Source organism: Pseudomonas sp. SDO5271_S396 (genome assembly GCF_054071795.1).
This window is the reverse complement of the sequence record NZ_JBSVWB010000028.1, coordinates 18,902-42,185: the sequence shown is the minus strand read 5'-3', so window position 1 is coordinate 42,185 and position 23,284 is coordinate 18,902. Positions and strand designations below refer to the sequence as shown.

General features: G+C 57.8%; 28 protein-coding genes and 1 tRNA gene. 7 read left to right on the top strand and 22 right to left on the bottom strand.

Translation table 11 applies throughout. From position 1 onward, the window contains the following. Positions 1–72 precede the first annotated feature (72 nt). The 12 genes from aqpZ to thrS form a co-directional block, all read right to left on the bottom strand. On the bottom strand, positions 73–768 hold the full coding sequence (gene aqpZ / locus ACW9IN_RS18850) for an aquaporin Z (protein WP_457367306.1): 696 nt from the start codon (positions 766–768) through the stop codon (positions 73–75). Positions 769–935: 167 nt separating this feature from the next. Next, positions 936–1,547 (bottom strand): glycoside hydrolase family 19 protein, encoded by a 612-nt coding sequence (locus tag ACW9IN_RS18845; protein WP_457367305.1) that lies wholly within the window; start codon positions 1,545–1,547, stop codon positions 936–938. 309 nt (positions 1,548–1,856) lie between these two features. Then, positions 1,857–2,174: a hypothetical protein gene (locus ACW9IN_RS18840; RefSeq protein ID WP_457367339.1), complete on the bottom strand. Its 318-nt coding sequence runs from the start codon at positions 2,172–2,174 to the stop codon at positions 1,857–1,859. Positions 2,175–2,657: 483 nt separating this feature from the next. Next, positions 2,658–2,734, bottom strand: a tRNA-Pro gene (locus ACW9IN_RS18835). 90 nt (positions 2,735–2,824) lie between these two features. Continuing rightward, positions 2,825–3,181, bottom strand: a complete 357-nt coding sequence (locus tag ACW9IN_RS18830; protein ID WP_003174972.1) for a MerR family transcriptional regulator — start codon at positions 3,179–3,181, stop codon at positions 2,825–2,827. Then, positions 3,162–3,464 carry an integration host factor subunit alpha gene (ihfA, locus tag ACW9IN_RS18825; RefSeq protein ID WP_002553164.1) on the bottom strand — a complete coding sequence of 101 codons (303 nt, stop codon included), beginning with the start codon at positions 3,462–3,464 and terminating at the stop codon, positions 3,162–3,164. Before ihfA ends, ACW9IN_RS18830 begins: the two co-directional genes overlap by 20 nt. A 3-nt stretch (positions 3,465–3,467) precedes the next feature. After that, on the bottom strand, positions 3,468–5,846 hold the full coding sequence (pheT, locus tag ACW9IN_RS18820) for a phenylalanine--tRNA ligase subunit beta (RefSeq protein WP_457367304.1): 2,379 nt from the start codon (positions 5,844–5,846) through the stop codon (positions 3,468–3,470). Positions 5,847–5,872: 26 nt separating this feature from the next. After that, positions 5,873–6,889, bottom strand: a complete 1,017-nt coding sequence (pheS, locus tag ACW9IN_RS18815) for a phenylalanine--tRNA ligase subunit alpha (protein WP_457367303.1) — start codon at positions 6,887–6,889, stop codon at positions 5,873–5,875. Positions 6,890–6,998: 109 nt separating this feature from the next. Continuing rightward, the gene (rplT, locus tag ACW9IN_RS18810; RefSeq protein WP_002553161.1) at positions 6,999–7,355 is read right to left on the bottom strand and encodes a 50S ribosomal protein L20; all 357 of its coding nucleotides are present in this window, start codon (positions 7,353–7,355) and stop codon (positions 6,999–7,001) included. Positions 7,356–7,385: 30 nt separating this feature from the next. Then, positions 7,386–7,580 carry a 50S ribosomal protein L35 gene (gene rpmI, locus ACW9IN_RS18805; RefSeq protein ID WP_002553160.1) on the bottom strand — a complete coding sequence of 65 codons (195 nt, stop codon included), beginning with the start codon at positions 7,578–7,580 and terminating at the stop codon, positions 7,386–7,388. Positions 7,581–7,640: 60 nt separating this feature from the next. Then, complete coding sequence (gene infC, locus ACW9IN_RS18800) at positions 7,641–8,192, bottom strand: translation initiation factor IF-3 (protein ID WP_457367338.1); 552 nt, start codon at positions 8,190–8,192, stop codon at positions 7,641–7,643. Then, positions 8,192–10,114 carry a threonine--tRNA ligase gene (thrS, locus tag ACW9IN_RS18795; RefSeq protein ID WP_457367302.1) on the bottom strand — a complete coding sequence of 641 codons (1,923 nt, stop codon included), beginning with the start codon at positions 10,112–10,114 and terminating at the stop codon, positions 8,192–8,194. The genes infC and thrS overlap by 1 nt, the downstream gene beginning before the upstream one ends. Before the next feature lie 364 nt (positions 10,115–10,478). Between thrS and ACW9IN_RS18790 the strand changes: the two genes are divergently transcribed. Continuing rightward, entirely contained in the window at positions 10,479–10,805 is a 327-nt protein-coding gene (locus tag ACW9IN_RS18790; protein WP_457367301.1) for a hypothetical protein, read from the top strand. 288 nt (positions 10,806–11,093) lie between these two features. Further along, positions 11,094–11,306, top strand: coding sequence for a cold-shock protein (locus ACW9IN_RS18785; RefSeq protein WP_003234260.1), 213 nt, complete (start codon positions 11,094–11,096; stop codon positions 11,304–11,306). A 73-nt stretch (positions 11,307–11,379) separates the two neighbouring features. Here the strand turns inward: ACW9IN_RS18785 and ACW9IN_RS18780 are convergent, their stop codons facing one another. Together ACW9IN_RS18780 and ACW9IN_RS18775 are read right to left on the bottom strand one after the other, a co-directional pair. After that, the gene (locus tag ACW9IN_RS18780) at positions 11,380–11,700 is read right to left on the bottom strand and encodes an I78 family peptidase inhibitor (RefSeq protein WP_457367300.1); all 321 of its coding nucleotides are present in this window, start codon (positions 11,698–11,700) and stop codon (positions 11,380–11,382) included. Positions 11,701–11,842: 142 nt separating this feature from the next. Beyond that, positions 11,843–12,151: a hypothetical protein gene (locus ACW9IN_RS18775; RefSeq protein WP_457367299.1), complete on the bottom strand. Its 309-nt coding sequence runs from the start codon at positions 12,149–12,151 to the stop codon at positions 11,843–11,845. Between the two features lie 155 nt (positions 12,152–12,306). Between ACW9IN_RS18775 and ACW9IN_RS18770 the strand changes: the two genes are divergently transcribed. After that, on the top strand, positions 12,307–12,519 hold the full coding sequence (locus ACW9IN_RS18770) for a hypothetical protein (RefSeq protein WP_457367298.1): 213 nt from the start codon (positions 12,307–12,309) through the stop codon (positions 12,517–12,519). A 33-nt stretch (positions 12,520–12,552) separates the two neighbouring features. Here the strand turns inward: ACW9IN_RS18770 and ACW9IN_RS18765 are convergent, their stop codons facing one another. From ACW9IN_RS18765 to ACW9IN_RS18735, 7 genes are read right to left on the bottom strand one after another with little or no spacing between them, the layout of a single operon-like run. Continuing rightward, on the bottom strand, positions 12,553–13,581 hold the full coding sequence (locus ACW9IN_RS18765) for a nucleoside hydrolase (protein WP_457367297.1): 1,029 nt from the start codon (positions 13,579–13,581) through the stop codon (positions 12,553–12,555). A gap of 26 nt (positions 13,582–13,607) precedes the next feature. Next, the gene (gene rbsD, locus ACW9IN_RS18760) at positions 13,608–14,012 is read right to left on the bottom strand and encodes a D-ribose pyranase (protein WP_457367296.1); all 405 of its coding nucleotides are present in this window, start codon (positions 14,010–14,012) and stop codon (positions 13,608–13,610) included. Continuing rightward, positions 14,009–14,926, bottom strand: a complete 918-nt coding sequence (gene rbsK / locus ACW9IN_RS18755) for a ribokinase (RefSeq protein ID WP_457367295.1) — start codon at positions 14,924–14,926, stop codon at positions 14,009–14,011. Before rbsK ends, rbsD begins: the two co-directional genes overlap by 4 nt. A gap of 29 nt (positions 14,927–14,955) precedes the next feature. After that, positions 14,956–15,972 carry a LacI family DNA-binding transcriptional regulator gene (locus ACW9IN_RS18750; RefSeq protein WP_457367294.1) on the bottom strand — a complete coding sequence of 339 codons (1,017 nt, stop codon included), beginning with the start codon at positions 15,970–15,972 and terminating at the stop codon, positions 14,956–14,958. Between the two features lie 3 nt (positions 15,973–15,975). Next, positions 15,976–16,953 carry an ABC transporter permease gene (locus ACW9IN_RS18745; protein WP_457367293.1) on the bottom strand — a complete coding sequence of 326 codons (978 nt, stop codon included), beginning with the start codon at positions 16,951–16,953 and terminating at the stop codon, positions 15,976–15,978. Continuing rightward, positions 16,950–18,503 (bottom strand): sugar ABC transporter ATP-binding protein, encoded by a 1,554-nt coding sequence (locus ACW9IN_RS18740; protein WP_457367292.1) that lies wholly within the window; start codon positions 18,501–18,503, stop codon positions 16,950–16,952. Before ACW9IN_RS18740 ends, ACW9IN_RS18745 begins: the two co-directional genes overlap by 4 nt. A gap of 57 nt (positions 18,504–18,560) precedes the next feature. After that, complete coding sequence (locus ACW9IN_RS18735) at positions 18,561–19,520, bottom strand: substrate-binding domain-containing protein (protein ID WP_457367291.1); 960 nt, start codon at positions 19,518–19,520, stop codon at positions 18,561–18,563. Between the two features lie 562 nt (positions 19,521–20,082). On the opposite strand from ACW9IN_RS18735, the gene ACW9IN_RS18730 reads away from it, so the two are divergent. The 3 genes from ACW9IN_RS18730 (at position 20,083) to ACW9IN_RS18720 (ending at position 22,295) form a co-directional block, all read left to right on the top strand. Next, positions 20,083–21,171 (top strand): asparaginase, encoded by a 1,089-nt coding sequence (locus ACW9IN_RS18730; RefSeq protein WP_457367290.1) that lies wholly within the window; start codon positions 20,083–20,085, stop codon positions 21,169–21,171. Positions 21,172–21,349: 178 nt separating this feature from the next. Beyond that, positions 21,350–21,601 carry a DUF1654 domain-containing protein gene (locus tag ACW9IN_RS18725; RefSeq protein WP_457367289.1) on the top strand — a complete coding sequence of 84 codons (252 nt, stop codon included), beginning with the start codon at positions 21,350–21,352 and terminating at the stop codon, positions 21,599–21,601. A gap of 4 nt (positions 21,602–21,605) precedes the next feature. Next, a complete protein-coding gene (locus ACW9IN_RS18720; protein WP_457367288.1) occupies positions 21,606–22,295 on the top strand; it encodes an endonuclease in 690 nt (229 codons plus the stop codon). 33 nt (positions 22,296–22,328) lie between these two features. Here the strand turns inward: ACW9IN_RS18720 and ACW9IN_RS18715 are convergent, their stop codons facing one another. Further along, positions 22,329–22,709 (bottom strand): SPOR domain-containing protein, encoded by a 381-nt coding sequence (locus ACW9IN_RS18715; RefSeq protein ID WP_457367287.1) that lies wholly within the window; start codon positions 22,707–22,709, stop codon positions 22,329–22,331. A gap of 247 nt (positions 22,710–22,956) precedes the next feature. On the opposite strand from ACW9IN_RS18715, the gene csrA reads away from it, so the two are divergent. After that, positions 22,957–23,151 (top strand): carbon storage regulator CsrA, encoded by a 195-nt coding sequence (csrA, locus tag ACW9IN_RS18710; RefSeq protein WP_457367286.1) that lies wholly within the window; start codon positions 22,957–22,959, stop codon positions 23,149–23,151. The last annotated feature ends 133 nt before the right edge of the window (positions 23,152–23,284 follow it).

The window sequence follows — 23,284 nt, the reverse complement described above, 5'->3', positions numbered from 1 at the left end:
TATTCACTTGCCTGGAATGACCGACGAAGTGAAAAAAAGGGACAGGCTCTTCGCCCCCGGGCTAAAAAAACGTCAGTGCTTCGACGCCAGCAGCCAACGATGTACCAGGCCGCCGACAGCGCCACCGAGCAACGGTACCACCCAGAACACCCACAACTGGGAAACCGCCCAGTCGCCCTGGAACAACGCTACACCGGTGCTGCGTGCCGGATTGACCGAAGTATTGCTCACCGGAATGCTGATCAAGTGAATCAGGGTCAGCGCCAGGCCAATGGCGATGGGTGCAAAACCGGCCGGTGCTTTTTTATCGGTGGCCCCCAGAATGATCAACAGGAAAAACGCGGTCAGCACGAATTCGGTGACCACCACCGACAGGAACGTGAAGCCACCAGGTGAATGCTCGCCATAGCCATTGGTGGCAAAACCCGCGGTCACATCGAAGCCTGCCTTGCCGCTGGCGATAAAATACAACACAGCCCCCGCAGCAATGGCACCCAGCACTTGGCTGATGATGTAAGGCACCACATCCTTCAGCTCGATACGCCCACCGGCCAACAGGCCAATGGTGACCGCCGGGTTGAAATGGCCGCCGGAAATATGCCCCATCGCATATGCCATGGTCAGTACCGTCAAGCCAAACGCCAGCGACACACCCACAAAACCGATGCCCAGTTCAGGAAACGCGGCGGCCAGCACCGCACTGCCGCAGCCACCCAACACCAGCCAGAACGTGCCGAGAAATTCGGCAGCAAGACGCTTTGTCATCATGAGACTCCTCCAGTGAATTCAAAACGTGGAGGCTAATGAGTGGACGCTCGCGCAAGCTGTAGGAAAAATCCCGCATTAGGCTGATGAATATAACCTTCGCTATCAACCGGGATATCGAACGCTCAAGGAACACAGCAGCGTGGGATAAGGGAACGTTTGGCTTCCCTTCAGGCCAGTACCGCCAAGGCGTGTCGATACAGTGCGAGCCGATCGGATTCACCGTTGAGCCCACCATTGACCCTCTCTGTGATCGGTTGGAGCTGATTGAGGTCGGCCAGCTCATTCAAACCGTTGACGCTCCAGAACCGCGCTGCCGACAAGGCGGCATTTTCCGGCTGTTCGAGTAGCTCCGGATGGGTCAGCAAATCAAGACCCAGGGCATCGCCAATCGACTTGTAATTGCAGAGCCCCGTGATCTGGATCAACCCACGTCCCCGGTATTTCCAACCATCGCCTGACGCCTGCGGGCCGTTGCCCAAATGGGAGGCGTAAGCAATGTTGGCGATGGCTTCGGGGTTGCGCGCGACACGCTCAGCCAACGCCGCGTCAAAGCGGGACGGCCAGCTCGCCAAAAGGGCCTCTGCACTGTAGTCAAGGTCTTCCACCACCACGCGCAATTGTTCCGACTCGTGCCCTACCTGTGCAATGAAGGCGGCGGCTCGCAGCGGGGTATCGATGCCGAAGCGCGCCATGGCCACGTTGAGTGGGTCGATGTAACGGCAGGCCTCGTTACTGGAGCGGGGAAGGATTTGTTGGATTTGATCGGCTGTTATCAGCATTTTTAATCTCCGCACTCTACGATCGATTCAAGAAGAAATTCACTATCCCTGAATGAACGTGTCGCCTTGGGCAATGTGACGTACATCATGTTGAAGACCGCGGAGCGCGCAACAGCCTCTCCGGCCCGAGTCAGTGATGACTCGATGCCCGGCCAATTGTCGTAATGGGATTCCAGCGAAACGCAAACATGACTCGCGTTGGTGCTGCCGACCAGGCTGGAGAACACCAAGTGACGGCGCGAAGAATTTTCCAGGGATGCGACTTGGGTGAACCGACCCAGCGCTTGATGGCTGGGCCAGGGGTTTGAGTTAAAGCAGTACAGTGGAAAGCATTCCCAAAGCACCCAGGACGAACCCGATAAGTGCCCCACGTCCCGGTGCCTCGTGAAATAGAGCCCAGACCACTACAGGCTCAAGCAGCAACAAAGAGGTGACTGAAACCACAGTGACTATCCAGATATCACCGACAGCAACGTATCCCAGCCAGTAAGCGCCCAGCAGGCACCCACCTGCAAAACACATCAGCACAACAGGAAGTATGAACCCTTCCCATGAGCCACTCCCTGTCTGGGCAAGCCTTGCAGTGACTACCTCACTGTAAATTGCACAAAACTCACCCAACACCATCAGCCCTAGAGCAGAAACTCCGAGTAGTTCTTTGGACATATCAAAAATTCCTTCGTATTCAGAGCAATATTTTTCAGCTCCCACATGGCGATGCCGCCACCCAGAAGCGTGATGCAGTGATACGAAGAAGCCTTGAACAGACCTGAATTACCGACGTGTTTTTGCATGGCTGTGTCCCTCGAAGGGTGTGAGTCTCTATGCCCAGATAAAATTCGGGCTCCGAGCATACGTTCCATTGCCCCCATGAACAACAGGCGCATAAACGCTTGTTGTGGAGAGGGGCAATTGCTTGCCAGCAATAGCGGGCAACACCTGTACTCCTCGAACTCGGGCATCCGATTGAGGCCGCGAACGGTAGGGTTAGCAAGGTGTGGGACTGACGACCCGGACGAGGAGCATGCACGAAAAACGAGAAGTCCCGCAAAAGTTACGCGCATGAAAAAGGCCAATGCTGTGAGCATTGGCCTAAGTCACTGAAGAATATGGTCGGGACGGAGTGATTCGAACACTCGACCCCTAGCACCCCATGCTAGTGCGCTACCGGACTGCGCTACGCCCCGACTAGGCGTGTTACTGGGTTCGCTTCGTAACGAAGCGAACGGGAATATACCGCAAGCTTTTGAAATGTGGAAGTATTTTAAAAGCCTGAATTACTTCTTGAGAACCACGAGTACATCTTCGAGCTCGGAGATCATCTGGCGGATCAGTTGTTTGTACTGGGTGGTGTCGTCTTTGGCTTCATCACCGGACATGCGCTGGCGCGCGCCGCTGATGGTAAACCCCTGGTCGTACAGCAACGCACGGATCTGCCGGATCATCAGCACGTCCTGGCGCTGATAATACCGGCGGTTTCCGGTGCGTTTGACGGGGTTGAGTTGAGGAAACTCCTGCTCCCAATAGCGCAGCACGTGCGGTTTTACCGCACACAGCTCGCTGACTTCACCAATGGTGAAGTAGCGTTTGCCCGGGATGACGGGTAGTTCGTCGTTATGACTTGGTTCCAGCATAAGCCTCAACTCGGGCCTTCAACTTCTGCCCTGGACGAAAGGTGACCACACGGCGAGCCGTGATCGGGATTTCTTCTCCCGTTTTTGGATTGCGGCCAGGCCGCTGGCGTTTGTCCCGAAGGTCAAAATTGCCGAAACCGGACAATTTGACCTGTTCGTTGTCTTCCAGAGCGTGCCGAATTTCTTCGAAGAACAGCTCGACCAATTCCTTGGCTTCGCGTTTGTTCAGACCCAGCTCTTCGTACAGACGTTCCGCCATCTCAGCTTTCGTCAAAGCCCCCATACGTCACTTCCTTAACGTGGCGTTCAACCTTTGTTCGAGCGAGGTGAGGATATTTTGTGTCGTGGTATTCACCTCATCGTCATTAAGAGTGCGCGATGGATGCTGCCAGGTCAAGCCAACTGCAAGGCTTTTTCTATGCGGATCAATGCCTTTACCCTGATAGACGTCAAATAGCCTGAGGTCTGTCAGCCATTCCCCTGCATTTTCACGGATTACATCCAGAACAGTCGTGGCAGCCACGTCACGATCGGCGATCAGCGCCAGGTCGCGGCGCACTTCAGGAAAGCGCGACAACTCGCTGAATTTGGGCATTTTGCCCGATGCCACTTCAGCCAGGACCAGCTCGAAAACGAAGACCGGACGGTCGAGACCGAGGGTTTTCGACAGCTCAGGGTGAAGCGCACCCACAAAGCCCACCAAACGGCCTTCACGCTCGATGCGCGCGGTCTGGCCTGGGTGCAGCGCTGGGTGCTTGCCTGGAACGAAGGTGAAATCATCCAAGGCACCGGCAAAACCCAGCACGGCTTCCACGTCGGCCTTGACGTCGAAGAAATCCACCACATCACGGCCCTGGGCCCAGCCCTCAGGCAGACGGCTGCCGCAGACCACACCTGCCAGCATCGGCTCCTGCTTGAGGCCGTCCAGCTGACCGACAAAACGCAGGCCGCTTTCGAACATGCGCACACGGTCTTGCTGGCGGTTCAGGTTGTGGGACAAGGCTTTTACCAAGCCTGGCCACAGCGACGAACGCATGGCCGCCATGTCGTTGGAGATCGGGTTGGCCAGCAGCAGCGGCTCAACGCCCGGGTTGAACAGTTCGAACTGTTTCGGGTCGATGAAGCTGTAAGTCACCGCCTCCTGATAACCACGGGCAACCAGCAGACGACGCAGTTCCGGCAGGTGCGCACGCGCCTCGGCCTTGGGTTGCGGCGCCAGGCGTGCTTGCGGGTAGCGAACCGGCAGACGGTTATAGCCGTACAGACGAGCCAGCTCTTCGATCAAGTCAACTTCCAGGCTGATATCGAAGCGATGGCTTGGCACTTCAACCTGCCACTGCCCTTCCCCGCTGGCGGAAATAGCCAAGCCAAGGGCGGACAACAGTTGCTCGATTTCAGCAGGCTCGATCACCAGGCCGAGCATTTGCTCAACGCTCTTGGCGCGCAAGGTGATCGGCGCAACGGATGGCAGAAACTGTTCGTTCACGGTCTCTGTGATCGGGCCGGCTTCGCCGCCGGTGATTTCCAGCAGCAGGCCAGTGGCGCGCTCCATGGCTTCACGGGCCAGCTTCCAGTCCACGCCACGTTCGTAGCGATGCGATGCATCGGTGTGCAAGCCATAGGAACGGGCCTTGCCGGCGATAGCGATCTGATCGAAGAACGCGCTCTCAAGGAACACATCACGGGTGGTGGCGGACACGCCGCTGTGCTCACCGCCCATTACGCCAGCAATCGCGAGGGCGCGGGAATGATCGGCGATGACCAGGGTGTCGGCACGCAGGCTGACTTCCTGGCCGTCGAGCAATACCAGTTTCTCGCCCTCTTCCGCCATGCGCACGCGGATGCCACCGTTGATTTCGGCGAGATCGAAAGCATGCAGCGGCTGACCCAGCTCCAGCATCACGTAGTTGGTGATGTCGACGGCAGCATCGATGCTGCGTACGTCGGCACGGCGCAGACGCTCGACCATCCACAGCGGCGTCGGCTTGGACAGGTCGACATTGCGAATCACGCGACCAAGGTAACGTGGGCACGCATTGGGGGCCAGCACGTCGATCGGGCGCACTTCGTCGTGCACGGCAGGTACGGCGGCAACCACTGGACGGGTGACCGCGGCGTTGTACAACGCGCCCACTTCACGGGCCAGACCGGCCAGCGACAGGCAATCACCGCGGTTCGGTGTCAGGTCGACTTCAATACTGGCATCGTCCAACTCCAGGTAAACACGGATGTCCTGACCTACCGGCGCGTCGGTCGGCAACTCCATCAGACCATCGTTACCTTCGCCAACTTGCAGCTCGGCCTGGGAACACAGCATGCCGTTGGACTCGACGCCGCGCAGCTTGGCTTTCTTGATCTTGAAGTCACCGGGCAGCTCGGCGCCGATCATGGCGAAAGGGATCTTCAGGCCCGGACGCACATTGGGCGCTCCGCACACGACCTGGAAAGTTTCCGAACCATTGCTGACCTGGCACACACGCAATTTGTCAGCATCGGGATGCTGCTCGGTGCTCAACACCTCGCCCACCACCACGCCACTGAAAACACCTGCAGCCGGGGTGACGCTGTCGACCTCAAGGCCTGCCATCGACAGACGGGCCACCAGCGCGTCACGATCTACCTGCGGGCTTACCCAGCCGCGCAGCCATTGTTCACTGAATTTCATCCTGCTCTCCTAAAGATTCGTTACGACTAGCGAAATTGCGCGAGGAACCGCAAGTCGTTGTCGAAGAACAGACGCAAGTCGTTCACGCCGTAACGCAGCATGGCCAGACGCTCGACCCCCATGCCGAAGGCAAAGCCCGAGAACTCTTCCGGGTCGATGCCGGACATGCGCAGCACGTTGGGGTGAACCATGCCGCAGCCCATCACTTCCAGCCAGCCGGTCTGCTTGCAGACGCGGCAACCTTTACCGCTGCACATCACGCATTCCATGTCGACTTCGGCGGACGGCTCGGTGAACGGGAAAAACGATGGACGGAAACGCACCGCCAGCTCTTTCTCGAAGAACACGCGAAGAAACTCTTCGATGGTGCCTTTGAGGTCGGCGAAGTTGATATCGCGATCAACCAGCAGGCCTTCGACCTGATGGAACATCGGCGAGTGGGTGATATCGGAGTCGCTGCGGTACACACGGCCTGGGCAGACGATGCGGATCGGCGGCTTGTTTGCTTCCATGGTGCGGACCTGTACCGGCGAGGTATGGGTGCGCAACAGCATGTTGGCGTTGAAATAGAAGGTGTCATGCATCGACCGGGCCGGATGGTGGCCTGGGATGTTGAGTGCCTCGAAATTGTGATAATCGTCTTCGACCTCAGGACCTTCGGCAATGCCGTAGCCGATATGGGTGAAGAACTGCTCGATACGTTCCAGAGTCCGGGTGATCGGATGCAGGCCGCCCGAGGTCTGGCCGCGACCCGGCAGGGTCACGTCAATGGACTCGGCGGCGAGTTTGGCCGCAAGTTCGGCCTCCTCGAGCGACGCCTTGCGCGCATTGAGAACCTCTGTGACACGCTCCTTGGCGACGTTGATCAGCGCGCCGACTTGCGGACGCTCTTCAGCCGGCAAATTCCCCAGGGTCTTCATCACCTGAGTCAATTCACCCTTTTTGCCAAGGTAGTGAACCCGGATTTGCTCCAGGGCATTGATATCTTCAGCGCTTTGCACAGCCTCAAGAGCTTGAGCGACGAGCGCGTCCAGGTTTTCCATGTACAGACTCCAGATACGAAATAGGGGAAGAGCTTGAAGGCTCTTCCCCTATTTATGACGTTTAACACCTTGGGCCACAGGAGTGACCCAGGGTGACTGTCGGGGGTACTTAAGCCAAGGTGGCTTTAGCTTTCTCGACAATCGCAGCAAACGCCGCTTTTTCGTTCACTGCCAGATCAGCCAGAACCTTACGGTCGATCTCGATGGACGCTTTTTTCAGGCCAGCGATGAAACGGCTGTAGGACAGACCGTTAACACGAGCACCAGCGTTGATACGAGCGATCCACAGAGCGCGGAACTGACGTTTTTTCTGACGACGGTCACGGTAGGCGTATTGGCCTGCCTTGATTACCGCTTGCTTGGCAACACGGAATACGCGTGAACGCGCGCCGTAGTAGCCTTTAGCAAGTTTCAGAATTTTTTTGTGACGTTTACGGGCAATGACGCCACGCTTTACACGAGCCATGAGTTACTTCCTCTATTCTTGATCCAAAAATTAACGAAGGCGCAGCATGCGCTCGACTTTTGCCACGTCAGACGGATGCAGCAAGCTGCTACCGCGCAGTTGACGCTTACGCTTGGTCGACATTTTGGTCAGGATGTGGCTCTTGAAAGCGTGCTTGTGCTTGATACCGTTAGCAGTTTTCAGAAACCGCTTAGCAGCACCACTTTTAGTCTTCATCTTTGGCATGTTCGGATACTCCGCATTCAGTTGATAAACATAATCAGAAGGCCTGCCGTGCCCTGTTGATTACTTCTTCTTTTTCGGGGCGATGACCATGATCAGCTGGCGTCCTTCCATCTTAGGATGCTGTTCGACCGAACCGTACTCGAGCAGGTCAGCTTCAACCCGCTTGAGGAGTTCCATCCCCAGCTCCTGGTGGGCCATCTCACGGCCGCGGAATCGCAAGGATACCTTGGCCCTGTCCCCATCACTCAGGAAACGTACCAGGTTGCGCAGTTTTACCTGGTAATCCCCTTCCTCCGTCCCTGGACGAAACTTGATTTCTTTAACCTGCACTTGCTTCTGGTTTTTCTTCGCAGCAGCAATTTGCTTTTTCTTTTCGAAAATCGACTTGCCGTAGTCCATCACCCGACAAACAGGTGGCACTGCATCGGCGGAAATTTCCACCAGATCCAGCTTGGCTTCTTCAGCAATTCGAAGCGCTTCATCAATCGAGACGATGCCAATCTGCTCGCCGTCAGCGCCAATTAACCGAACCTCGCGTGCCGAGATATTCTCGTTGATCGGGGCTTTCGGTGCAGTTCGTTTATCTTGTCTCATATCACGCTTAATAGTAATTACTCCGAATCTGGGCGACCACGCCGGGAAACCGCTTGCGCGAGGAACTCCGCGAATTGGGCGACGGGCATCGAGCCCAGGTCTGCACCTTCACGGGTACGCACAGCGACAGTCTGCGTCTCGACTTCCCGATCTCCGATAACCAAAAGATAGGGAACCTTGAGCAAAGTATGCTCGCGGATTTTAAAGCCGATTTTTTCATTTCTCAAGTCAGACTTGGCACGAAATCCGCTTTCATTGAGAGTTTTTTCAACGTCAGCCGCAAAATCTGCCTGTTTATCAGTGATATTCATGATCACTGCCTGAGTCGGAGCCAGCCATGCAGGGAACGCGCCCTCATAGTGCTCGATCAGGATTCCGACAAACCGTTCGAACGAACCGAGGATCGCCCGGTGCAACATCACCGGGTGTTTACGACTGTTGTCTTCGGACACGTATTCGGCGCCCAGACGGATCGGCAGGTTAAAATCGAGCTGCAGGGTACCACACTGCCAGACGCGGCCAAGGCAATCTTTCAGCGAGAACTCGATCTTCGGACCGTAGAACGCGCCTTCGCCTGGCTGCAGATCGTACGCAAGGCCCGCACTGTCAAGCGCTGCGGCCAGTGCAGCTTCGGCGCGATCCCACAATTCGTCGGAACCGACGCGTTTTTCCGGACGAGTGGACAATTTCATCTGAACATCGGTGAAACCGAAATCGCGGTAGACGTCCATGGTCAGCTTGATGAATGCGGCGGACTCGGCCTGCATCTGCTCTTCGGTGCAGAAGATGTGAGCATCGTCCTGGGTAAAGCCGCGCACGCGCATGATGCCGTGCAGCGCCCCGGATGGCTCGTTACGGTGGCAGGCACCGAACTCGGCCAGGCGCATCGGCAACTCGCGGTAGCTCTTCAGGCCCTGATTGAACACCTGCACGTGGCACGGGCAGTTCATGGGCTTGATGGCGTAGTCGCGGTTTTCCGACTCGGTGGTGAACATATTGTCGGCGTAGTTCGCCCAGTGCCCGGACTTTTCCCACAGGCTGCGGTCAACGACCTGCGGAGTCTTGATCTCCAGGTAGCCGTTTTCACGCTGCACCTTGCGCATGTACTGCTCAAGCACCTGGTACAGGGTCCAACCGTTAGGGTGCCAGAACACCATGCCCGGCGCTTCTTCCTGAAGATGGAACAGGTTCAGGCGCTTGCCGATCTTGCGGTGATCACGCTTTTCAGCTTCTTCGATGCGCTGGACATAGGCAGCCAGTTGCTTCTTGTCAGCCCAGGCCGTGCCATAGATACGCTGCAGTTGTTCGTTCTTCGCGTCGCCACGCCAGTAGGCGCCGGACAGCTTGGTCAACTTGAACGACTTGAGGAAGCGCGTATTCGGCACGTGCGGCCCACGGCACATGTCCACGTACTCTTCGTGGTAATACAGACCCATGGCCTGCTCGTCAGGCATGTCTTCCACCAGACGCAGCTTGTAGTCCTCACCGCGCGCAGTGAACACGTCGATCACTTCAGCACGCGGAGTGACCTTTTTGATCACGTCGTAGTCTTTCTCGATCAGCTCGTGCATACGCGCTTCGATCGCGGCCAGGTCGTCCGGGGTGAAAGGACGCTCATAGGCGATGTCGTAATAGAAGCCTTCGTCGATGACCGGGCCGATCACCATCTTCGCGGTTGGGTACAGTTGTTTGACCGCGTGGCCAATCAAGTGCGCGCAAGAGTGGCGGATGATCTCCAGCCCCTCCTGATCCTTGGGCGTGATGATCTGCAGGCTCGCGTCACCGGTGATCAGGTCGCTGGCATCCACCAGCTTGCCGTCGACCTTGCCGGCCACGGTGGCCTTGGCCAGGCCTGCACCAATGGACGCGGCGACATCGGCTACGGAAACCGAATGATCGAATGAACGTTGACTGCCGTCGGGAAGAGTAATAGTTGGCATGGCGCCTCCTCTCCTAGTGGTGACCCCTACCAAAGGTCACGTGGGTTGGGATGAGCCAGTACAAGATCCAACACCAGGCCGTTCAGTGATGAACGCCTGCCTTACAGCGGCAGGAGCCTTTCGGCCAACCGATAATCGAACCAGAGTGACTGGAGTGAACACAAGCATCTGGCACGGCGGCAAATGGCACACCGGGAAATAGCCAGGCGAAAGATGCTAGCACAGATGAACGGTCGTCGGTTCGACGCTACGCTATGAATCATCGATTGCGGTCTTTATAGCTGCAAAAGTGAACTTGAGCTGTACGCACTGCCTCAAACCCACTGAGAATTGCCGTTCGTCCCCGACCCAAAGGAGCATCCCCATGATGCGTTTTACCTCGACTTTCGCCTTCGCAGCTTCCCTGACCCTGCTTTCCCTTGGCGCGCAGGCAGCAGCCCCGTCGAACTGGCCTGCCGGCGCGCGGGACTCTTTCATCAAGGATTGCAGTGGCGCCGCGCAGCAGCAAATCAAAAGCAAAGATGCCGCAAAGATTGCCAAACAGCATTGTGAGTGCGGTGCAGACAAGATCAACGCCGAATTGAGCACTGCGGAAATCAAGGAATTGATGACCAACCCCAACGCCAGTCCCGACCTTAGAAACAAAGCGGTATCGGCAATTTCGTCCTGCAAGGTCGTGCAAAAAAACTAGTTTCCACCCTTGATCAGACGGTCGCTTCGCTGAAAAGCAGCTCGAAAACTGCCATTTCTCACAAATTACGCAGCTTTTACGGCTTTTTTTAACAGCATATATTTCGTGTGAAAGCCCCGTAGGCCGGGGCTTTCAGCCGACCTCAGCGTTAAACGCAACGCTATTGATTAGCAAACAATGCCTTGGGGGGGCTCCCAAGCCGAACATTTCGACTATGATAGCCCGGTGTGCCCAGTTGGCCTGAGCAGCACAGCACTACTGAAAATATATGTTTCTTGGAGATACACCATGTCTAATCGCCAAACCGGCACCGTTAAATGGTTCAACGATGAAAAAGGCTTCGGCTTCATCACTCCTCAAGGTGGCGGTGACGACCTGTTCGTACACTTCAAAGCTATCGAAAGCGACGGTTTCAAAAGCCTGAAAGAAGGCCAAACCGTTTCCTTCGTGGCTGAGAAAGGCCAAAAGGGTATGCAAGCTGCACAGGTTCGCGGCGAGTAATTCTCCGCCGAGCTAAAAAAACCCCGTCCATGTGACGGGGTTTTTTATGGGAGCTACAAAAGCCCTGAAAGACTCAACCGCAATTGACCCGCGTGATCACCAGGTTGTCATCTGTGTTCAGGTTCAGGCGGTCGGAGCGGTACTCCAGGGTGATCATGTCGTTGGGCTTGAGGATGCGTGCGTTCTGCGCGCCGGCACGGGTGCGGGCCTGCTCCAGCAACTGGGGCGAAGCTTTCTGGCCAACGGTGAATTCGGCGGCCTTCGACTCACAACGGCTATGGCCGGCATCAGCCACGGCGGCGTCTTTGGCTGGCTCAGAGGTACCCGGGGTGCTGCAACCCGCCAATGCGAGTGCCGCCAACAAAGTACCGAATGATGCGAGCTTCCAAGGCATGAAGCCTCCTATGATAAAAATGGACAGAGATCGTGCGACAGCGATTGGGCGGATTGGTTTCAAGACGTTAACCGCCGCCGGCAAGTCTGCCTGACTCTCGACAGGCATTCGCCCGGGCAATCGTGACCAGATATGAACAGGCTCAGTAGATATCGATGTAGTTAGACGACGGCGTCGGCCAGTTCTGCTTCAGTGCATTGAAAACCTGCGTGACCCAGACTTCATCGCTGGCGGCCACGTTGCCTACATAACCCGAGCCTTTGGCCCATGTTTCCAAGCGAAACAGCAGACCATCGATCTCTACACCACCGACCATCCTGCCGCTGGAAATATAGGCAATGCCAGCCTTGGTCACGCGCAACTGGGCATGTTCGTCGTCACTGGCACTGGCAAGCAACTGGCGCACGGCGGTCAGGGTCAGGCTCTCGGGATCATTCAGATCTATTTGCACACGGCGCTCTCGGCAATTGAACGGACGGACAGTGTCGCACAGCCCTTTCCTGATGCCTAAGTAGCAGTGCCAAACGCCGCGCAAAATGGTTAACTGCCAGAGTAAGAGCCGCGCTCCAGAGCGCCCCACAGTACTTTCTACCCCGCGAGACCTCCATGACCACCGTAACGCTCCAAGCCGACATCAAAGCCAAGTGGCCCCAGGGACAAAGCTCCTACAGCCCCGGAAGCCCGGAAGAACTGGCGATCATCGGTATCGACCTGCTGGTCAAGGAACTCGGCACCCAGGCTGCCCAGGCGTTCATCGGCCAGGTATTCGAGAAATACCCGGCCGATCACATGGGGGTGCACGACCCCGAGCGCGAATAAGAGCCGATCGGCGAACGCCAACCGGTGAACGCTTTACTTCAGGCGCGCCAGACGCTCGGTCAGTAAATCAAAGAAGCCCTGAGCGTCGCCGTCCGCCACCCAGAACGCATTCTTTTCCTGCTTCAGGCCATCGTACCAATCGACGATGGTCTGCCCGAAGGTCGGACCTTCACGACTATCCACCACTACGTTGACCTGGCGACCGCTGAACAGTGCAGGTTTGAGCAGGTAGGCAACGACCGTTGCATCATGCACAGGGCCGCCCGGAATACCGTAGTGCTCCATGTCACCCTTGACGTATTCGTTGAGAATATCGCCCACCACCTTGCTCGCATTGTTCTTGATGTCGGCGATCTGTTTCAGACGCGCCTCGCTGGTCAACACCTTGTGGGTCACGTCCAGCGGCAGGTAGGTCAACTTGACGCCACTCTTGAGCACAATCTCCGCCGCCACCGGATCGGCGAACAGGTTGAACTCCGCAACCGGCGTGATATTGCCGCCATTGAAGTGTGCACCGCCCATCACCACCACTTCCTTGATGCCTTGAGTGATTTCCGGGGCCTGGGTCAACGCCAGCGCCAGATTGGTCTGCGGGCCGAGCATGGCGAGCGTAATGCTATGGGGCTTGGCAGCCGTGAGAGTCCTGATCAGGTAGTCAACCGCATTGCCATCAGCCAGGCCCTTTTTCGGTTCATGCACAGTGACGCCGGAAATACCCTCCTTGCCGTGGATATTTTCGGCATAGATCGGCTGGCGCAACAGCGGTTTTGAGGCACCGGCATACACCGGGATATCTTCGCGCCCTGCCCACTCACGGGCCAAGCGCGCGTTACGCGCAGTCTTGTCCAGGCGCACATTGCCGGCAACGGTCGTCAGCGCGCGGATGTTCAACTCTTCCGGAGAAGCCATGGCGAACAGCAAAGCCACCACATCGTCGGCACCAGGATCGGTGTCGATGATCAGGTCGATTTTTTCCGCTGCCTGGGCGCTTGCGGCTGTGAGCGCGGACATGAGCAAGACACTCCGAAACAGATTTCGCAGGATTGGGAGACCACGTTGCATGAAACACTCCTTGTCATTGGGAAACTCTAGAAGGTTACGCCGGACACCAGCGCAATATTGCAATAAGGCTGACACTCACCTGTGCGCACCACGGCGCGCGCCTTGCGGCTCAGCTGTTTGAACTCCTCATGACTGACCAGACGCCGCTCACCCAAGGCCGCCTGCTCTGTCAGGGTATTGAGCGCCGTCAGCGCCGGCGGTTGCTTGAGCAGGATTTCTTCCGCCAGCCAGTGGCTTTCCACCTGCATCTCACTCAGCACGATACGCAAGGTACTGATGAAGTCGGGGATGCCCTGGGTCAGGGCCAGATCGACCAATTCGACACCCGGCGGCACCGGCAGACCGGCATCACCGATCACCAGGATGTCACCGTGCCCCAAGGAGGCAATCACACGCGAGAGGGCAATATTGAGCAGCGGGGTCTTTTTCATGGGGACACAAAACCTTGTACGTCGTGCAGCGAGGGAATGGAGGGTTGCGCGCCGGCACGGGTGACCGACAGCGCCGCCGCGACCTGGCCGAAACGAATGGCCTCCGCTTCGCTCTGGCCGCTGGCCAGTGCGGCGGCAAAACCACCGACAAAGGTGTCACCGGCAGCGGTGGTGTCCACCGCCTTGACCTTGGGTGCCAACAAATGCTCGAACCCTTTGCCGTCAGCGAACAACGCACCTTCGGCACCCAGGGTGATGATGACTTTGCGCGCCCCCGCCTTGATCAGTTGCGTAGCGGCTAAACGGGCGCTATCGAGGGAGTCGACCGTCACGCCACTCAACGCCGTGGCTTCACTTTCGTTGGGGATCAGGTAATCGATGGACGCGTACCAACCGGCAGGCAAAGGACCACTGGCAGGCGCCGGATTGAGAATCACCGTTTTGCCCAGCCTACGACCGCGTTCAAGTGCATACCCGACGGTTTCCATCGGCACTTCCAGCTGGCACACAATCACATCGGCGGCTTGCAACACGGCATCGAATGCTTGCAATGAAGCCGGTTTCAGCTCGCCATTACTGCCGGCAACAATCACGATGGCGTTCTGACTGCTGTCATCCACGACGATCAACGCCACGCCGCTGGAGCCCTCTACGGTGCTGACTGCCTGGCAATCGATGCCCTCCACCAAGAGCGCATCACGCAACTGGCTGCCATAGGCATCCGTGCCGACGCAGCCGACCATCGCGACTTCAGCCCCCAGCCGCGCCGACGCCACCGCCTGATTGGCGCCCTTGCCGCCGGGTACCGTGGAAAACGATTGGCCGATCAGGGTTTCACCGGCATGGGGCAGACGGCTGGCGCGGGTCACCAGGTCCATGTTCAGACTGCCTATTACCACTACTTTTGCTGGCATACATCAGTACTCATCAATTCGGTTGTGCGCTATCGGGCCAACACGCTCGCGAACGGTGCAGTGGACTCACGCAACACAATGCTAGGCGTCACGATACGCTGGTCGACTGCTATCTGCGGGGAGGCGATTCGTCGCAATAAAAGCTCGGCCGCCGTCTCGCCCAACTGCACGATCGACTGCCCGACCGTGGTCAGCGCCGGGTAGACATAACGGCCCATTTGAATGTCATCGAAGCCGATCACCGACAGCTCGTCGGGTACGCGCAGATCACGTTCGGCCGCGGCACGCAGCACGCCGAAACCGATCATGTCGTTGCAGGCAAAAATCGCGCTTGGCGGGTTGTGCGCCAGTAACTTCACGGCGGCGGCGTAACCGCCCGTGCTGGTGAAATCGCTTTCTTCGGTGCGGTTGGCGAGCACTTCGACGCCGGCCTCCCGCAGTGCCCGGCGATACCCTGCCAGACGCATTTGTGCGACCCGGGTATGACCCGGGCCACCGATGCACGCGATATCGCGGTGGCCCAGCTCGAGCAGATGACGAGTCGCCAGATAGGCGCCCTCTTCATGGTCGATACGCACCAGGTCCACGTCGATGCCATCCAGCGCGCGGTCGACAATCACCATGGGCGTGCGCACCGCGCTCAGGCCGACCGCAAGCCCGCTGTCATCACCCCCTACCGAGGTCACGATCAAGCCGTCGATGCGTTTCTCCAGCAACACGCGCAGATAGTTGCGCTGCTTTTCGGCGTTGTCATCGGAGTTGCACAGGATCACGCAGTAGCCATTACGCTCACAGTAGTCCTCGATCCCTCGGGCCAGTTCCGCGAAATACGGGTTGAGACTGTTGGGCACCAGCAAGCCGATGGTGGCCGTGGTCTTGGCCTTGAGCGAGCGGGCGACGGCGCTGGGCACGTAGTCGAGCTGCTTGATCGCCGCTTCGACCTTGATGCGTACCGGTTCACTGACCGGACGCGTCTTGTTCACCACGTGAGACACCGTGGTGTAAGAGATGCCCGCAAGCGCTGCCACATCCTTGATCGTTGCCATGATTCAGCCTCGCCGACTGGCGCGCTGGCTGCGGTAAGTATCGAGAATCACGGCAATCACGATCACGGCACCGGTAATGATGCGTTTAGTGGGTTCCGTGGCACCGATCTGCGCAAGGCCTGCAGCCAGTACCGAAATGATCAATACGCCGAAGAAGGTGCTGATGACCGAGCCGCGTCCACCCATCAGGCTGGTCCCGCCGATCACCACCGCCGCGATGACTTGCAGCTCAAGGCCGGAACCGGCATTCGGGTCCGCCGCTTCCAGGCGCGAGATCTGGAACAGTGCCGCCACACCGGCCAGCAGTCCCATCAGGCTGAACACCAGGATCTTGTAGGGTTTGGGATTGATCCCCGCCAGGCGCACCGCTTCTTCATTGGTACCGATACCGATCAGGTAACGACCGAATACAGTACGGGTCAACACCAATTGAGCGGCGATGATCACCAGCAATGCAATGATGAACGAAGGTGAAATGCCGAAGGCAATCGGGTTGGACAGCCAGGCAAACGAATCACCGATATACGCGGTGCGCGAACCGGTCATTTGGTACGCCACGCCCCGGGCCATTTCCAGTACACCCAGAGAGACGATGAACGACGGAATGCGCCAGGCCACGGTGATCGAACCGGTAATGGTACCGGCTAACGCCGCGCACCCCATGCCCAGCACAGCGGCCGGCAGGACGCTCCAGCCCCAGCCAAGGATCGCCACGCTGACCGCCGAGGCTGCCAACGCCAGCACCGAGCCCACCGACAGGTCGATGCCGCCGATGATCAAGATGAAGGTCATGCCCACCGCCAGCACCATCAGATCGGGGATCTGGTTGGCCAACGTGCTGAACGTGTCGTAGGACAAGAAGTGATCGCTGAGCACAGAGAACAGCGCGATCATCGCGAGCAAGGCGCCCGCCAAGCCCAGGTAAGTGCCCAGGCCGTAGAAATTGCCGCCAGCCTTGCCGGGGGAAGTAGTGGTTTTCATGGGGTATCCCTCAGCACTGCGTCATTGAGCAGCGCATCACGTTTCTGATAGCCGGCAAAGGCGGCAGCAAGCAATTCGTCCTGAGTCCAGTTGTCGCGCTCGAACGTCTCGATCAGGCGCCCTGCGGACAACACGCCGATGCGGTCACAGATCAGCATGAGCTCTCGCAGGTCACTGGACACCACCACCAGCGCTTTGCCCTGGCGGGTCAACTCGCCGAGCAAGGCATAGATGTCGAACTTGGCGCCCACGTCGATGCCCCGGGTCGGCTCATCGAACAGCATCACCGAGCAGTCGCGCTCCAGCCAGCGGCCAATCACCACTTTCTGCTGATTGCCACCCGACAGCTCGGACACCAATTGCGCCGGTCCGGAACTGCGGATACGCATCGCATCGATCTGGCGTTTGGCCAGGGCGGTTTCGTCTCGGCTATTCACCACGCCACCGCCAGAAATCTCCGGCATGTTGCCCAGGGCGATATTGGCGCTGATCGACTGGGTCAACAGCAGGCCTTCGCCCTTGCGGTCTTCGGTAATCAGGGCAATGCCATGCCCTACCGCGTCCACCGGCGAGCGGATGCTCACTACCTGGGCCGGCGAGCCGAGCGCGACGGTGCCGCTGTCGGCAGGGTCTGCGCCGAAGATTAGGCGCAACAATTCGGTACGGCCAGCGCCGATCAGGCCGGAAATGCCGAAAATCTCGCCGGCGCGCACTTCAAAGGACACATCGCGGACCTTGTCCGAGCGGCTCAACCCTTTCACCGTCAAGGCCGGGCCACCGATAGTGCGCGGGCCGAGATCGATCTGCTCACCCAACTCGCGTCCCACCATCAAGGTGACGAGCTGTTCACTGTTGTAGTTGGCCATCGGCTCGACGCAGACCAGCTTGCCGTCACGCAATACCGCAATGCGCTGGGCGACACGGGCCAGCTCTTCCAGCCGGTGTGAAATGTAGATGATCGCCACGCCCCGGGCCTGCAGGCGGGTGATCTGCTCGAACAGCATCTCGACTTCACGGGCGGTCAACATGGCCGTGGGTTCGTCGAGGATCAACACGTGGCAATCGCCGATCAGGTTGCGGGCGATCTCGACCATCTGCTGGTGACCGATGCCTAGGCTACCAACAAGAGTGTCCGGGTCGATCGCGTCCAGACCGACTTGGGCCATGGCTTCGATCGCGGCCTTGCGCAGCTGTTTGCGACTGATCCAGCCACCATGGCTGGGCAGGTTGTCCAGGAACAGATTTTCGGCAACCGTCAGCGTCGGCAGCAGGTTGAGCTCCTGCATGACCATGCGCACACCCAGCTCTTCGGCCTGGGTACGGCTGCCGGGACGGTAGTCCTGACCGTTGAATTGCATGTGCCCGGTGGTCGGGGTGACCAGCCCACCAATGATCTTCGACAACGTGCTTTTACCTGCGCCGTTCTCACCGGTCAGCGCCAGCACTTCTCCGCGATTGAGCGTCAGGGTGATGTCGGACAGAACCGGTTGGGCATAGGTCTTGCCGATACCGCTGACCGAGAGGACAGCGTTCGGGGCGGAAGATGACATAGGAAAATCTCCAGGCGCCCGCTCAGGACGAGCGGGCGCTGTTGGGTGCTGCCAGGATTACTTCTTGAGGACGAGTTCGACCGGCGTTTCGATCACACCATCCTTGGCATCGACTTTCTCACCCTTGACCAGCTTCAGCGCATTCTGGATACCGAACACGGCTTGCTGGGCAGCCGCCTGATCGGCGGTCGCCAGGACACGACCGTCCTGCAGCATCGGCTTGATGGCTTCGATGTTGTCGTAGCCGACCACAAGCACTTTGCCCGCCTTGCCTGCCGCACGCACGGCAGAGACCGCACCCAGGGCCATGTTGTCGTTACCGGCCAGCAGGGCTTTGAGGTCCGGATATTCGCTCAGCATGGCCGAGGCGACCTTCTGACCCTGGTCGATTTCCCAGTTGCCGGATTGGGTGGAAACGATCTTCATGCCAGCCGCATCCATCGCATCCTTGTAGCCCGCAGTGCGCTGCTGGGCATTGGTGGTGGTCGGCACGCCTTCGATGATGGCGACCTTGTCACCCGCCGTCAGTTGCTTGGCCAGGTAATCGCCCACCAGCTTGGAGCCTTTGCGGTTGTCAGGGCCTACGAAGGGAATATCGAGGTTCTTGCTTTTCAACACGTCCGGATCGAGACGGTTGTCGATGTTGACGACCTTGATACCGGCGTCGGAGGCTTTCTTCAGTACGGTGACCAGCGCCTTGGAGTCGGCAGGCGCAATGACAATCGCGTTCACTTTCGCGAGGATCATCTGGTTGACGATGTCGATCTGCGCGCTGGTATCGGTTTCGTTCTTGATCCCGTTGGTGATCATGTCGAAGTCGGCAGCATGTTCTTTCTGATACGTCTTGGCACCGTCCTGCATGGTGACGAAGAATTCGTTGGCCAGGGATTTCATGACCAGACCGACCTTGGGCTTGGCGGCGGCGTCATCAGCGAACGCAGAGGAGAGAGGCAGGGCAGCGGATGCGGCAGCAAGCATAGCAACAGCAAGAAGACGTCCGGCAAATGGCAGCTTCATGGGTTCACTCCGATCTTATGATTATTGTGAGCAACGCTTGCACCGAGAGACTTCGGCAGCCCTCCCACCCGGGTGGCTGATACGAGAGGTCACGATACGCCAAGAGAGCGTCGTGAAACATCTCGCAAACGTTTGCGTTAAGCAAACTATGAGAACCTTGTCGAGATTTGTCAACGGTAGAAAAACGACTTTCATCAAAGCCCTCTTGCGCCAGCCGCCGAGACCTGTCGTAGGAATTCAACCACGGACCGCGTACTTCCCTAACTCTCTAAAACGACAGATGTCAGCACCATTACGCTCGGATCACCCAAGGTTATTCCATCATTTTTTCGGTTGACCGAACGGGATGTCGCCCAATGTTCGGAATGCCGGACACCCGTGTACCGAGCCCCTGATTAAAAATAAAAATAAACATTAAAAATCAATAATTTAAATACAACCCCCACGTTCCCTCAGACTGGTACAGATCCTGCTCTCACACTGCACCTCGCGGCGTTCAGAACCGCCCGGGCGTTCTAGATGAACCTGCAACAGCACTCATCAAAAACCAGAGAGAAAAATAATGAAATCTGCACTGAAGTCCTTTGTTCCGGGCGCGTTAGCCCTCCTGCTGCTGTTCCCCGTTGCCGCACAGGCAAAAGAAGCTCAAACCCAGACCAAATTGTCCAACGTGGTGATTCTTGCCACCGGCGGCACCATCGCTGGCGCTGGCGCCAGCGCAGCCAACAGTGCCACTTACCAGGCGGCCAAGGTCGGCATCGAACAATTGATCGCCGGTGTTCCTGAGCTTAGCCAGATCGCCAACGTACGCGGCGAACAAGTGATGCAAATTGCATCCGAGAGCATCAACAACGAAAACCTGCTGCAACTGGGCCGTCGCGTGGCTGAGTTGGCTGACAGCAAGGACGTGGACGGCATCGTGATTACCCACGGCACCGACACCCTGGAAGAAACCGCCTACTTCCTGAACCTGGTGGAAAAAACCGACAAACCGATCATCGTCGTCGGCTCCATGCGCCCAGGCACCGCCATGTCGGCGGACGGCATGCTCAATCTCTACAACGCCGTGGCCGTGGCCGGCAGCAAAGATGCACGCGGCAAGGGTGTGCTGGTGACCATGAACGACGAGATCCAGTCGGGTCGTGACGTCAGCAAGATGATCAACATCAAGACCGAAGCGTTCAAAAGCCCATGGGGCCCGCTGGGCATGGTGGTCGAAGGTAAATCCTACTGGTTCCGCCTGCCCGCCAAGCGCCACACTCTGGATTCGGAGTTCGACATCAAGACCATCAAGAGCCTGCCAGACGTCGAAATCGCCTACGGCTACGGCAACGTGAGCGACACCGCCGTCAAGGCCCTGGCCCAGGGCGGTGCCAAAGCCATCATCCACGCCGGCACCGGCAATGGCTCGGTTTCGTCCAAGGTCGTACCGGCCCTGCAGGAACTGCGCAAACAGGGCGTGCAGATCATTCGCTCCTCCCACGTGAATGCGGGCGGTTTCGTCCTGCGCAACGCCGAGCAGCCTGACGACAAGTACGACTGGGTCGCCGCCCATGACCTGAACCCGCAGAAAGCCCGCATCCTGGCAATGGTCGCCCTGACCAAGACCCAGGACAGCAAAGAGCTGCAGCGGATGTTCTGGGAATACTGATTCCTCAAGAAACACCGGTAGAGGCGGATTCAACCGCCTCTACCCCTTCCCCCGATGCGCCTCCTGCCTACACCCTGCCCCCAATCTGCTGTCAGACCTATCCCTTGAATTTTAAGCAGTTGCGAAATCGCCTACAGTTAAATACTGTATGCACGTACAGCTTACTAAGGAATATTCCGTGCCAACGTCCTCTTCCGTAGCGCCAACCCCGCCTGATGCCTACGAGCGCCTGGCCATTCGTGTGCAAAAGATCATCAACTCGACCAACGCCCAGAAAGCCAAGGCAGCCTTGCTCTTCCGTTTACCCGACGAGCCTGAGGATGAATGGGAGCGCTTGCTCGAGGAAATTGCGGAGAACGACAACGTGACCCTCGCCTATCGGGACGACGGTGGCGTACAGATTTTCTGGGTTGTGCCGAAGGAAGACTGATTCAATGACTGCCCGTTTCATTGCACTGTGTTGTATGTTTTTTGCCGTTACCGCCCAAGCCCAGGCCCCACAGACGTTCAGCGAAGCCAAGAAAATCGCCTGGAAACTCTACGCGCCACAATCCACGGAGTTTTATTGCGGCTGCAAATACACCGGCAATCGGGTGGACTTGAAAGCCTGCGGTTACGTCCCACGCAAGAACGCCAACCGCGCGGCTCGTATCGAGTGGGAGCATATCGTCCCTGCCTGGCAGATCGGGCACCAGCGCCAATGCTGGCAAGACGGTGGACGCAAGAACTGCACACGCCATGACACGGTATTCAAGCGCGCCGAAGCCGACCTTCATAACCTGGTGCCGAGCATCGGCGAGGTCAACGGCGATCGCAACAATTTCAGTTTTGGCTGGTTGCCGGTGCAGCGTGGGCAATACGGCTCATGCCTGACCCAGGTGGACTTCAAGGCCAAGAAGGTCATGCCGCGCCCGTCCATCCGAGGCATGATCGCGCGAACGTATTTTTATATGAGCAAACAATACGGCCTGCGCCTGTCGAAACAGGATCGTCAACTTTACGAAGCCTGGGACAAGACTTATCCCGTGCAGGCCTGGGAACGCCAGCGCAACCAGACCGTGGCCTGCGTGATGGGACGTGGCAATGCGTTCGTCGGCCCGGTGGATCTGAAAGCCTGCGGTTGAACAGGGGCGCGGTTTGCGCCCGCATTCCGCCTGTTACTGTGCAGCCTTGTGCTCGATCACCTGCGACTCGGTGTCGGTTTTCTTGGCGCGAGCCATCTTCTCGTTGAGCAGCGCCTGCTTGGCTTCGGCTTCAGCCTTGGTTGCGAACGGCCCCAACAGCACTTCGTCCTTGCCATCGACTTTTACGATATAAAAATTGAAACCATGTTCCAGCAACCAGGCCGTGAGGTCGGTGATCGCCTGTAATTTGTGGTCAGGCGGGCCCACCCGCACGTCCCATTCCTGTGCGGCGATCGTACCGCTCTGGGGCTGGCTATCCGTCACGACAGGCTTGGCCTTGGGGGCATCGACCGGCTTTCCTTCACCGCAACCGGCCAACGCCAACACCGCAATTGCCACCGCTACTTTACGCACTGCCCTGCTCCTTTGAGGATAAAGAGGCGACTTTATCATCCACTGTCTATTCTGGCCGTCATAAACGTTCGCTTAAACAATGCGAATGATGTATCGCAGACCTGTATGATGCCGCCATGGGAATTAATGCCGCCTCTATGCGTCCTAAAGGAGGCAGTCACAGGGAAGCGCTTAGCAGTAAGCTACACACATCTGACATCTGCCCTGTCTGAAACATGTGTCCTTAAAAGTAATCAAGGAGAAGTCCATGCTTATACTCACCCGCAAACTTGGTGAAAGCATAAACATCGGTGAAGACATCATAGTCACCGTTCTGGGCGTCAACGGCAATCAAGTACGACTCGGCATCAACGCCCCCAAGAGTGTTGCCGTGCATCGCGAGGAAATCTACCAACGCATCCAGGCCGGTCTGACTGCCCCGGATAAAAACCAGACGCCTTAATACCCCTCTCAGTAGCCAGCCTTTTCGTTCACTGTAACGGCTGGCGAAAACCTTTCGTCCTCTCGCACTTCAACCACCAGAACAAGGCCTCATCTTCGCGGCAAGACGAAACTGCCCTGACGGCAGAAACTTG

Bases quoted from the DNA above. Each gene is read 5' to 3' on its own strand.
- aqpZ (WP_457367306.1), bottom strand. From the start codon at position 768: ATGATGACAAAGCGTCTTGCTGCCGAATTTCTCGGCACGTTCTGGCTG.
- ACW9IN_RS18845 (WP_457367305.1), bottom strand. From the start codon at position 1,547: ATGCTGATAACAGCCGATCAAATCCAACAAATCCTTCCCCGCTCCAGT.
- ACW9IN_RS18840 (WP_457367339.1), bottom strand. From the start codon at position 2,174: ATGGTGTTGGGTGAGTTTTGTGCAATTTACAGTGAGGTAGTCACTGCA.
- ACW9IN_RS18830 (WP_003174972.1), bottom strand. From the start codon at position 3,181: ATGCTGGAACCAAGTCATAACGACGAACTACCCGTCATCCCGGGCAAA.
- ihfA (WP_002553164.1), bottom strand. From the start codon at position 3,464: ATGGGGGCTTTGACGAAAGCTGAGATGGCGGAACGTCTGTACGAAGAG.
- pheT (WP_457367304.1), bottom strand. From the start codon at position 5,846: ATGAAATTCAGTGAACAATGGCTGCGCGGCTGGGTAAGCCCGCAGGTA.
- pheS (WP_457367303.1), bottom strand. From the start codon at position 6,889: ATGGAAAACCTGGACGCGCTCGTCGCTCAAGCTCTTGAGGCTGTGCAA.
- rplT (WP_002553161.1), bottom strand. From the start codon at position 7,355: ATGGCTCGTGTAAAGCGTGGCGTCATTGCCCGTAAACGTCACAAAAAA.
- rpmI (WP_002553160.1), bottom strand. From the start codon at position 7,580: ATGCCAAAGATGAAGACTAAAAGTGGTGCTGCTAAGCGGTTTCTGAAA.
- thrS (WP_457367302.1), bottom strand. From the start codon at position 10,114: ATGCCAACTATTACTCTTCCCGACGGCAGTCAACGTTCATTCGATCAT.
- ACW9IN_RS18790 (WP_457367301.1), top strand. From the start codon at position 10,479: ATGATGCGTTTTACCTCGACTTTCGCCTTCGCAGCTTCCCTGACCCTG.
- ACW9IN_RS18785 (WP_003234260.1), top strand. From the start codon at position 11,094: ATGTCTAATCGCCAAACCGGCACCGTTAAATGGTTCAACGATGAAAAA.
- ACW9IN_RS18780 (WP_457367300.1), bottom strand. From the start codon at position 11,700: ATGCCTTGGAAGCTCGCATCATTCGGTACTTTGTTGGCGGCACTCGCA.
- ACW9IN_RS18770 (WP_457367298.1), top strand. From the start codon at position 12,307: ATGACCACCGTAACGCTCCAAGCCGACATCAAAGCCAAGTGGCCCCAG.
- ACW9IN_RS18765 (WP_457367297.1), bottom strand. From the start codon at position 13,581: ATGCAACGTGGTCTCCCAATCCTGCGAAATCTGTTTCGGAGTGTCTTG.
- rbsD (WP_457367296.1), bottom strand. From the start codon at position 14,012: ATGAAAAAGACCCCGCTGCTCAATATTGCCCTCTCGCGTGTGATTGCC.
- rbsK (WP_457367295.1), bottom strand. From the start codon at position 14,926: ATGCCAGCAAAAGTAGTGGTAATAGGCAGTCTGAACATGGACCTGGTG.
- ACW9IN_RS18750 (WP_457367294.1), bottom strand. From the start codon at position 15,972: ATGGCAACGATCAAGGATGTGGCAGCGCTTGCGGGCATCTCTTACACC.
- ACW9IN_RS18745 (WP_457367293.1), bottom strand. From the start codon at position 16,953: ATGAAAACCACTACTTCCCCCGGCAAGGCTGGCGGCAATTTCTACGGC.
- ACW9IN_RS18740 (WP_457367292.1), bottom strand. From the start codon at position 18,503: ATGTCATCTTCCGCCCCGAACGCTGTCCTCTCGGTCAGCGGTATCGGC.
- ACW9IN_RS18735 (WP_457367291.1), bottom strand. From the start codon at position 19,520: ATGAAGCTGCCATTTGCCGGACGTCTTCTTGCTGTTGCTATGCTTGCT.
- ACW9IN_RS18730 (WP_457367290.1), top strand. From the start codon at position 20,083: ATGAAATCTGCACTGAAGTCCTTTGTTCCGGGCGCGTTAGCCCTCCTG.
- ACW9IN_RS18720 (WP_457367288.1), top strand. From the start codon at position 21,606: ATGACTGCCCGTTTCATTGCACTGTGTTGTATGTTTTTTGCCGTTACC.
- csrA (WP_457367286.1), top strand. From the start codon at position 22,957: ATGCTTATACTCACCCGCAAACTTGGTGAAAGCATAAACATCGGTGAA.